The following is a 6,748-nucleotide window of genomic DNA, read 5'->3' on the forward strand; positions in this document are numbered from 1 at the left end:
AACGCGGGCGTCCTCCGTCGGCGTCGTTCTCCACTGTGGAGTGGAGGAGCAGGCACCCGCTCATCCTCCACCGGGGGTCGTCCTCCACTCCGGAGTGGATCGACGTTCCTGGACCGTCTCGTGCTGGCCGGCGCGCGGCGCGGCGGGGACGCGGCGCGGCGGGGACGCGGCGCGGCGGGGACGCGGCGCGGTGGCGGCGCGGCGCGGCGGGGACGCGGCGCGGCGGGGACGCGGCGCGGTGGCGGCGCGGCGGGGACGCGGCGCGGCGGGGACGCGACCCGACTACTCGGAGGGCAGCGCCCCGTTGCGGTCCAGCGCCGCACCGAAGTCGAGGAAGGCGTCCGCCATGCCGCGGTACTGCGGCGCGCTGAAGACCTCGCTGAACGAGCGGCGGTAGACGCCGGCGATCTCGATCGCGGCCGCGCGGCCCTCCTCGGTGAGGCTGACGATCACGCTGCGACGGTCGCCCGGGTTCGGGCGACGGTCGAGGTGCCCGCTGTCGATCAGCCGGTCGACCAGGTTCGTCATGGCGCCGCTCGAGAGCTCGAGGTACTCCGCGGCGCGCTTCGGCGTCACCGCGTCGCCCGCGGCCGACACGTAGAACAGGAACCGCAGGTCGGTGAGCCCGAGCCCGTGCTGACCGCCCTGGTGGCTCAGCACCCGCGAGTGGTGCAGCATCAGCAGCCGGAACGAGTTCAGCAGGCGGTCGAGGTCGAGCTCCGCGTCGACCTCGGAGAACGGCGGCCGGTCGAGGGCCGCGAGCGGGTCCTCGTCGACCTCGGGGTCGAGCTCTGGGTCGAGCTCGGGGTCGTGCCCGAGCTCCGTCTCGTCGACGGGCGAGGCGGCGTCGGGAGCCGGGAGGGTGGTCGAGGTCTGGCCGTCCGTGGCCGTGGTCATCGTCATGGTGCTCCGGTCTGGGGGCGGCCTGTCGGCGCCCGGTCGGGGTGGGGACGCCGTCCGTGGCCTCCTCGTGCCTCTCATGTTCCGTGAATCTCGACCGTCGAGATACCCCCACTACTGGGCGGCCCGGCAGCGCGGGCCCCGGGAGGGTCACCGAGGGCACGCAGCGGACGCCGGGGAGTCGCGGCGCCGGCAGGGGGGACAACCCCCGTCCCGCTCCGGGTGGTGCCGTCATGTCGGCCGTCCCCGCCCCGCGGCGACGATGGATCCCATGCAGAAGACCTCCGCCCCCGGCCCCGCCGCTCGCCCCGTCCGCCCCGTCCGTCGCCCCGCCCGCCGCGCCGCCCGCCTCGCGCTCGTCGCCTCCGCCGCCGTCTCCGTGGTCGCCCTCACCGGCTGCTCCGCGATCACCGACGCGGCGCTCGCCGCCGTCGGCTCCGCCCCGGTCCAGGAGCGTCACTTCGACACCGCCGGGGAGGCGCCCCGCCCGTCGAACTCCGACGACGTGGCCTGGTTCCTGCCCGAGTGGGTGCCCTCCGACGCCCGCGACATCGACGTCCGCCTGCACACCTCGCAGCCGGGCTACGAGATCAGCTTCACCAGCGCCGACGGCGTCGACCTCACGGCCTGCGAGCCCGTCGACGGCGACCTCGGCGGCCCCGCCCTCGAGCCCGAGGTGCTGCCCGACGACCTGCCCGCCACGGGCCTCGTCAGCTGCGGCGATGGCCGCGTCACCGCGCAGGTCGGCGACCGCTGGCTCGGCTGGACCACCGCCGAGCCCGTCCCCGGCGACGACGGCTCGGGCACGCTCCGCGGCTGACCCGCCCCGCACCCCGAACCCCCCACCCCGCAGCACCCCGCACCCCCGCCCGGCCCCGCGCGCCCGCCCGGCCCCGCACCGCCCTCGCCCCCCCGACTCCCCTCCCACCTCCTCCCCGGAAGGCCCCCTCGTGACGCACCCCACCGCCGCCCGCCCCGCACAGCCGGCCCGCGACTCCTCCGCTCCGTCCGCCCCCGCCGGAGGCGCGGCGCCGGTCGCCCGCCTCGCCGACGTCTCGAAGACCTACGGCCGGGGCGACGGCCGGGTCGAGGCGCTGCGAGGCGTGTCGCTCGAGCTCCGCGCCGGCGAGTTCACCGCCGTGATGGGGCCGAGCGGGTCGGGCAAGTCGACCCTCATGCACCTCGCCGCCGGCCTCGACACCGCCACCTCGGGGCAGGTGCTGCTCGGCGACACCGACATCACGCACCTCGACGACACGGCCCTCACCCTGCTGCGTCGCCGCCGCGTCGGCTTCGTCTTCCAGGCGTTCAACCTCGTGCCGACCCTCGACGTGACCGGCAACGTCGAGCTGCCGTTCCGCCTCGACGGGCGGCGCCCCGACGCCGACGAGCGCGCCTGGATCGACCGCCTCGTCGAGACCCTCGGCCTCGGCCAGCGCCTCGGCCACCGGCCCCACCAGCTCTCGGGCGGACAGCAGCAGCGCGTCGCCATCGTGCGCGCCCTCGCCACGCGGCCCGACCTGGTCTTCGCCGACGAGCCGACCGGCAACCTCGACTCGCGCACCGGGCGCGCCGTGCTCGAGGTGCTCGCCGCGGCGTCGCGCGAGCACGGCCAGAGCATCGCGATGGTCACCCACGACCCGGTGGCCGCCAGCTACGCCGACCGCGTCGTCTTCCTCGCCGACGGCCGCGTCGTGCACGAGGTCGGCCGCAGCACGCCCGCCGAGGTCTCCGCCGTCATGCTCGAGCTCGAGGCCGCCGCGTGAGCGCCCGCGAGCTCCTGGCCGAGCACCGCCCGAGCATCCTCGTCACGACCCTCGCCACCACCTTCGGCGTCGCCCTCGTCGGCGCGACCCGGGTGCTCGACCAGGCCCTCCGCGCCGACCCCGTCGCCGGCGACAGCGCCACCGTCGGCCAGATGCTCGGGGTCGTCGCCGTCGTGGTGATCGGGATCGCCCTGTACGTCGGCGCCGTCGTCACCGCGAACACCTTCGCGACCATCGTCGCGGGCCGCACCTCCACGATCGCGCTGATGCGCCTCCTCGGCTCCTCCTCCCGCCAGCAGCGCCGGGCCGTCGCGGGCGAGGGGCTCGTCGTCGGCCTCGTCGGCGCCGCCCTCGGCGCCGTGCTCGGCAGCGTGCTCGTCGTCGTCGCGGTCGCCGTGCTGGTCGGCCGCGGCACGCTGCCCGACCTGCCGTACTCCGTGGTGTCGGCCACCGCCCTGGCCCCGGCCGTCGTGGTCGTCGCGACCACCCTCGCCGCGGCCTGGGTGGGCTCGCGGAAGGTGCTCGCGGTCACGCCGCTGCAGGCGATCGGCACCGCGCAGGAGTCGCCGGCCCACGAGGCCCCGCGCCGCGTGCTGCGGACCGTCGTCAGCGCCGCCCTCGTCGTCGCCGGCGGGGCGCTGCTGGCCGCCGGCGTCGTGACCGGCCTGGCCGACGCGACCGGGGTCGTCGTCGCCTTCCTCGGCGGCGTCGTGTCGTTCACCGGGGTCGTCGTCGGCGCGCACCTCGTGATGCCCCTCGCGCTGCGCGGCGTCGGCCGGCTCGCCGGGGGCGGCGCCGTGGCCCGGCTCGCGGCGGAGAACGCCGTGCGCCACCCCGAGCGCAGCACCCGGGCCACGGTCGGCATCGTGATCGGCGTCACGCTCGTCTCGACCCTCGCGGTCGCCCTCGGCACGCTGCGCGCCGTCATCGAGAGCATGACGGCCGCCGACCCGGAGTACTTCGCCGAGCTCGACGCGCTGTTCAGCACGACCCTGCTCGTCGTCACGGCGCTCGTCGGGTTCTCGGCCCTCATCGCCGCCGTCGGCCTCGTCAACGACGTGTCGCTCAGCGTGCTGCAGCGCCGCCGAGAGCTCGGCCTGCTGCGCACCCTCGGCGCCACCGCCCGCCAGGTGCGGCTGATGGTGCTGCTCGAGGCCGCCCAGATGACCGTCGCCGCGGTGCTGCTCGGGCTGCTGCTCGGCGTCGTCTACGGCTGGGCGGGCGCGCAGTCGCTGCTCGGCTCGGCGGCCGGCGAGCTCGTGGTGCCCCAGGTGCCCGTCGGGCTCGTCGTGGCCCTCGTGGTCGCCGCCGCGGCCCTGGCGCTCGTGTCGTCGGCCGTGCCCGCCCGCCGGGCGACGTCGGTGCCCCCGGTCGTGGCCACCGCGGTCGCCTGACCGGAGGCCGGGCCCGGGCCCGAGCGCGGGCCCGAGCGCGGGCCCGAACCGGCCGGGCCCGGGCCTACGCCCCGGCGGGAGCGGGCAGCGCCGCCTCGATCACCGCGACGACCGCCGGGTCGTCGGGCTCGGTGGTCGGGCGGAAGCGGTGCACCGCCCCGTCGGGGGTGACGACGAACTTCTCGAAGTTCCACTTCACCTTGCCGGCCTTGCCCGCCGCGTCGGGCGTCTTCTTCAGCTCCGTGTAGAGCGGGTGCTCCGCCTTGCCGTTCACGCGCACCTTCTCCATCATCGGGAAGGTCACGCCCCAGGTCGCCGAGCAGTACTCGTCGATCGCCTCGGCCGAGCCGAGCTCCTGCAGGAACTGGTTGCTGGGGAAGCCCACGACCGTGAAGCCGCGCTCGCCGTAGGTCCGCTGCAGCTGCTCGAGCTTCTCGTACTGCGGCGCCAGGCCGCAGCGGGAGGCGACGTTCACGACCAGCACGACCTTGTCGGTGAAGGCCCCGAAGCGGGTGCGCTCGCCGCGGAGGGTGGTCAGGTCGATGTCGTCCAGAGTGGTCATGGGCTGACCGTACGCCCGGGGGCCGGGCGCCACCGGAGGGCTCGCTGCGACCGGGCTGTGCGGCATGCACGGCGCGGCCCCCTCGGTCAAGCCCCCCTCCCCGAGTTGTCACCCGCGCCTCCCTCGCTGTTCACTCGTGTCTGATGGGTGACGAGGGCGACGATCGCGTCCGCATCGAAGCGGCCGGCACCGACCTCGACGAGGCCGTCGCCGTCTTCGAGCAGGGCTACAACGGCACGGGGCTCGTCGCGCGCGCGACGGAGCTCGATTTCTCGTACCGTCACTCCGCCACCGGCGACCCCGACCTGACGCTCCGCACCTCGAAGTTCTCCGGCGAGATCACCGGCACGATCGAGCCCCCCGGCGAGCACATCGTCCAGTGGCTGAGCCGCGGCCGTGCCGTGATGGACCTCGGGCGCGACGAGGTGCACATCGAGGTCGGCGTGCCCGTGATGTTCCCGCACGGGCGGCCGTTCTCGTTCCGCTACGCCGACTTCGAGCAGAACCTCGTGCACGTCGACGACGTGCTGCTGCACGAGGTCGCCGCCGAGCGGGAGGGCGCGGCCCCCGGCTCGCTCCACTTCGACCACTCCGTGCCGCCCTCGCCCGCGGCGCTCCGCACCTGGAACAGCACGGTGCGGCTCATCGCCCAGACCTACCTCGGCGGCGAGATCGCGCCGATGATGCGCGCCGAGATGGCCCGGCTCGCCGCCGTCGCGATGCTCGACACCTTCAGCCACTCGTCGACGAGCCTGCCGGAGGCGCTGCTCGCGCCCCGGAACGCCTCGCTGCGGAGCGCGGTCGAGTACGTGCACGCCCACGCCCACCTGCCCATCACGGCCGCCGACGTCGCCCAGCACGCCGGCCTCACGGCGCGGGGGCTGCAGCAGTCGTTCAGCCGCCACCTCGAGACCACGCCCACGGAGTACCTGCGGGGGGTGCGCCTCGAGCGCGTCCACGAGGAGCTGCGGGCCGGGTCGCCGGACCGCGTCACGGTGGCCGAGGTGGCCCGCCGCTGGGCGTTCGCGCACCTCGGGCGGTTCAGCGCGGCGTACGTGAAGCGCTTCGGGGAGTACCCGCGCGACACGCTGCAGCGCGCGTAGGTCGCGGGGCGAGGCGGGTGGGGCGGCTGCCCGCCCTCAGGCGGGCGCCAGGAGTCGGGCGTCAGGCGCCGGCGTCGACGGAGCCGCCCGCGGCCGCGGGGGAGGCCTCGGTGAAGAAGTCGCCGTACGAGGGCCCGGCGGCGACCGACCGGCGCCGACCGAGGGGCGGCACCACCGCGAGGCGCGCGTCGCGCGCGGGGCGGCGCTTCGGGTAGCCCTGGATGCGCACGGGCCGGGTCTCGGGGTCGGAGACGTAGCTGCTCGCGGCCTCGTCGAGCCCGGCGGCGAGCTCGGCGGCGCCCGGGAGCGGGGCGGAGGCCGGGTCGCTCGTGGTCGTGGTCGTGCTGGTGCTCACGTCTCCTCGTTCCTCGAGGATCGGCCAGCCTCGCAGTGTCGTGCGCGACGTCGTGCGACGGCGCCTCCTCAACCTAGGGAGGCGGCACCGGACCAGGCAGGCTGGTCGTCCCCGATGCGAACAGGGTGTGCCGTCGTCGGACGGCCGGGGGCTCACGACCATCCGCGCGTAGCGTGAGGGGCATGCAGACACCCCAGGCCGTGGCCCAGCCGTGAAGCGCCTCCACTACGTCGAGGGCCACGTGGTCACGGGCGACGACATCGCGGAGGCGGTGGTCGCCTACGCGCGCGCCCTCGCCCTCCGCGGGCGCTCCGACTCGGTCGACCTGCCCGGCATCGACGTCGACGGCGAGGAGCGTCGCTTCCAGCTGCTGCTCGGCCCGTCGAGCCAGATGCTCGTCTCGCACGAGCCGTGGCACGGCGACGAGCTGACCGACGAGGCGCTGGTCGCCGACGTGGGCCGACGTGGCCTGCTGATCTCGGGCCCCGACCCCGTGACCACGCCGAGCGGCGGCAGCCCCGTCGCGCTCGTGCCCCTCGAGGCCGACGAGTTCACGCCGGTCGAGATCAGCTCGCCCGAGGGCTGAGCCGGCCCGGCCCCGGCACCCGCGACCAGGTGCCCCGACGACGGAAGGCCCGCCCTGCACGAGCAGGGCGGGCCTTCCATCG

General features: G+C 75.9%; 8 protein-coding genes. 5 read left to right on the plus strand and 3 right to left on the minus strand.

Annotated features, from left to right (window positions below):
* Positions 1 to 282 precede the first annotated feature (282 nt).
* Positions 283 to 903 carry a MarR family winged helix-turn-helix transcriptional regulator gene (locus tag IFT45_RS16460; RefSeq protein ID WP_056058554.1) on the minus strand — a complete coding sequence of 207 codons (621 nt, stop codon included), beginning with the start codon at positions 901 to 903 and terminating at the stop codon, positions 283 to 285.
* Between the two features lie 268 nt (positions 904 to 1,171).
* Between IFT45_RS16460 and IFT45_RS16465 the strand changes: the two genes are divergently transcribed.
* The 3 genes from IFT45_RS16465 (at position 1,172) to IFT45_RS16475 (ending at position 4,060) form a co-directional block, all read left to right on the plus strand.
* The gene (locus IFT45_RS16465) at positions 1,172 to 1,720 is read left to right on the plus strand and encodes a hypothetical protein (RefSeq protein ID WP_192129516.1); all 549 of its coding nucleotides are present in this window, start codon (positions 1,172 to 1,174) and stop codon (positions 1,718 to 1,720) included.
* Positions 1,721 to 1,994: 274 nt separating this feature from the next.
* Positions 1,995 to 2,666 (plus strand): ABC transporter ATP-binding protein, encoded by a 672-nt coding sequence (locus IFT45_RS17385; RefSeq protein ID WP_056059283.1) that lies wholly within the window; start codon positions 1,995 to 1,997, stop codon positions 2,664 to 2,666.
* Positions 2,663 to 4,060, plus strand: coding sequence for an FtsX-like permease family protein (locus IFT45_RS16475; protein ID WP_192129520.1), 1,398 nt, complete (start codon positions 2,663 to 2,665; stop codon positions 4,058 to 4,060). Before IFT45_RS17385 ends, IFT45_RS16475 begins: the two co-directional genes overlap by 4 nt.
* Positions 4,061 to 4,124: 64 nt before the next feature.
* Here the strand turns inward: IFT45_RS16475 and IFT45_RS16480 are convergent, their stop codons facing one another.
* The gene (locus tag IFT45_RS16480; protein ID WP_192129521.1) at positions 4,125 to 4,622 is read right to left on the minus strand and encodes a glutathione peroxidase; all 498 of its coding nucleotides are present in this window, start codon (positions 4,620 to 4,622) and stop codon (positions 4,125 to 4,127) included.
* 143 nt (positions 4,623 to 4,765) lie between these two features.
* Here IFT45_RS16480 and IFT45_RS16485 point away from each other — a divergent pair, with 143 nt between their 5' ends.
* The gene (locus tag IFT45_RS16485; protein WP_185230914.1) at positions 4,766 to 5,725 is read left to right on the plus strand and encodes an AraC family transcriptional regulator; all 960 of its coding nucleotides are present in this window, start codon (positions 4,766 to 4,768) and stop codon (positions 5,723 to 5,725) included.
* A 61-nt stretch (positions 5,726 to 5,786) separates the two neighbouring features.
* On the opposite strand, the gene IFT45_RS16490 is transcribed toward IFT45_RS16485, so the two are convergent.
* Positions 5,787 to 6,080: a hypothetical protein gene (locus tag IFT45_RS16490; RefSeq protein WP_192129523.1), complete on the minus strand. Its 294-nt coding sequence runs from the start codon at positions 6,078 to 6,080 to the stop codon at positions 5,787 to 5,789.
* Positions 6,081 to 6,291: 211 nt separating this feature from the next.
* Here IFT45_RS16490 and IFT45_RS16495 point away from each other — a divergent pair, with 211 nt between their 5' ends.
* Positions 6,292 to 6,666 carry a hypothetical protein gene (locus IFT45_RS16495; protein WP_056058571.1) on the plus strand — a complete coding sequence of 125 codons (375 nt, stop codon included), beginning with the start codon at positions 6,292 to 6,294 and terminating at the stop codon, positions 6,664 to 6,666.
* Positions 6,667 to 6,748: the final 82 nt, after the last annotated feature.

Source organism: Frigoribacterium sp. CFBP 13707 (assembly GCF_014842245.1).
Taxonomy (GTDB): Bacteria; Actinomycetota; Actinomycetes; order Actinomycetales; family Microbacteriaceae; genus Frigoribacterium; species Frigoribacterium endophyticum.

Excerpts from the sequence above, each read along its gene's own strand:
- IFT45_RS16460 (WP_056058554.1), bottom strand. The coding sequence starts at position 903 with ATGACGATGACCACGGCCACGGACGGCCAGACCTCGACCACCCTCCCG.
- IFT45_RS16465 (WP_192129516.1), top strand. The coding sequence starts at position 1,172 with ATGCAGAAGACCTCCGCCCCCGGCCCCGCCGCTCGCCCCGTCCGCCCC.
- IFT45_RS16480 (WP_192129521.1), bottom strand. The coding sequence starts at position 4,622 with ATGACCACTCTGGACGACATCGACCTGACCACCCTCCGCGGCGAGCGC.
- IFT45_RS16485 (WP_185230914.1), top strand. The coding sequence starts at position 4,766 with ATGGGTGACGAGGGCGACGATCGCGTCCGCATCGAAGCGGCCGGCACC.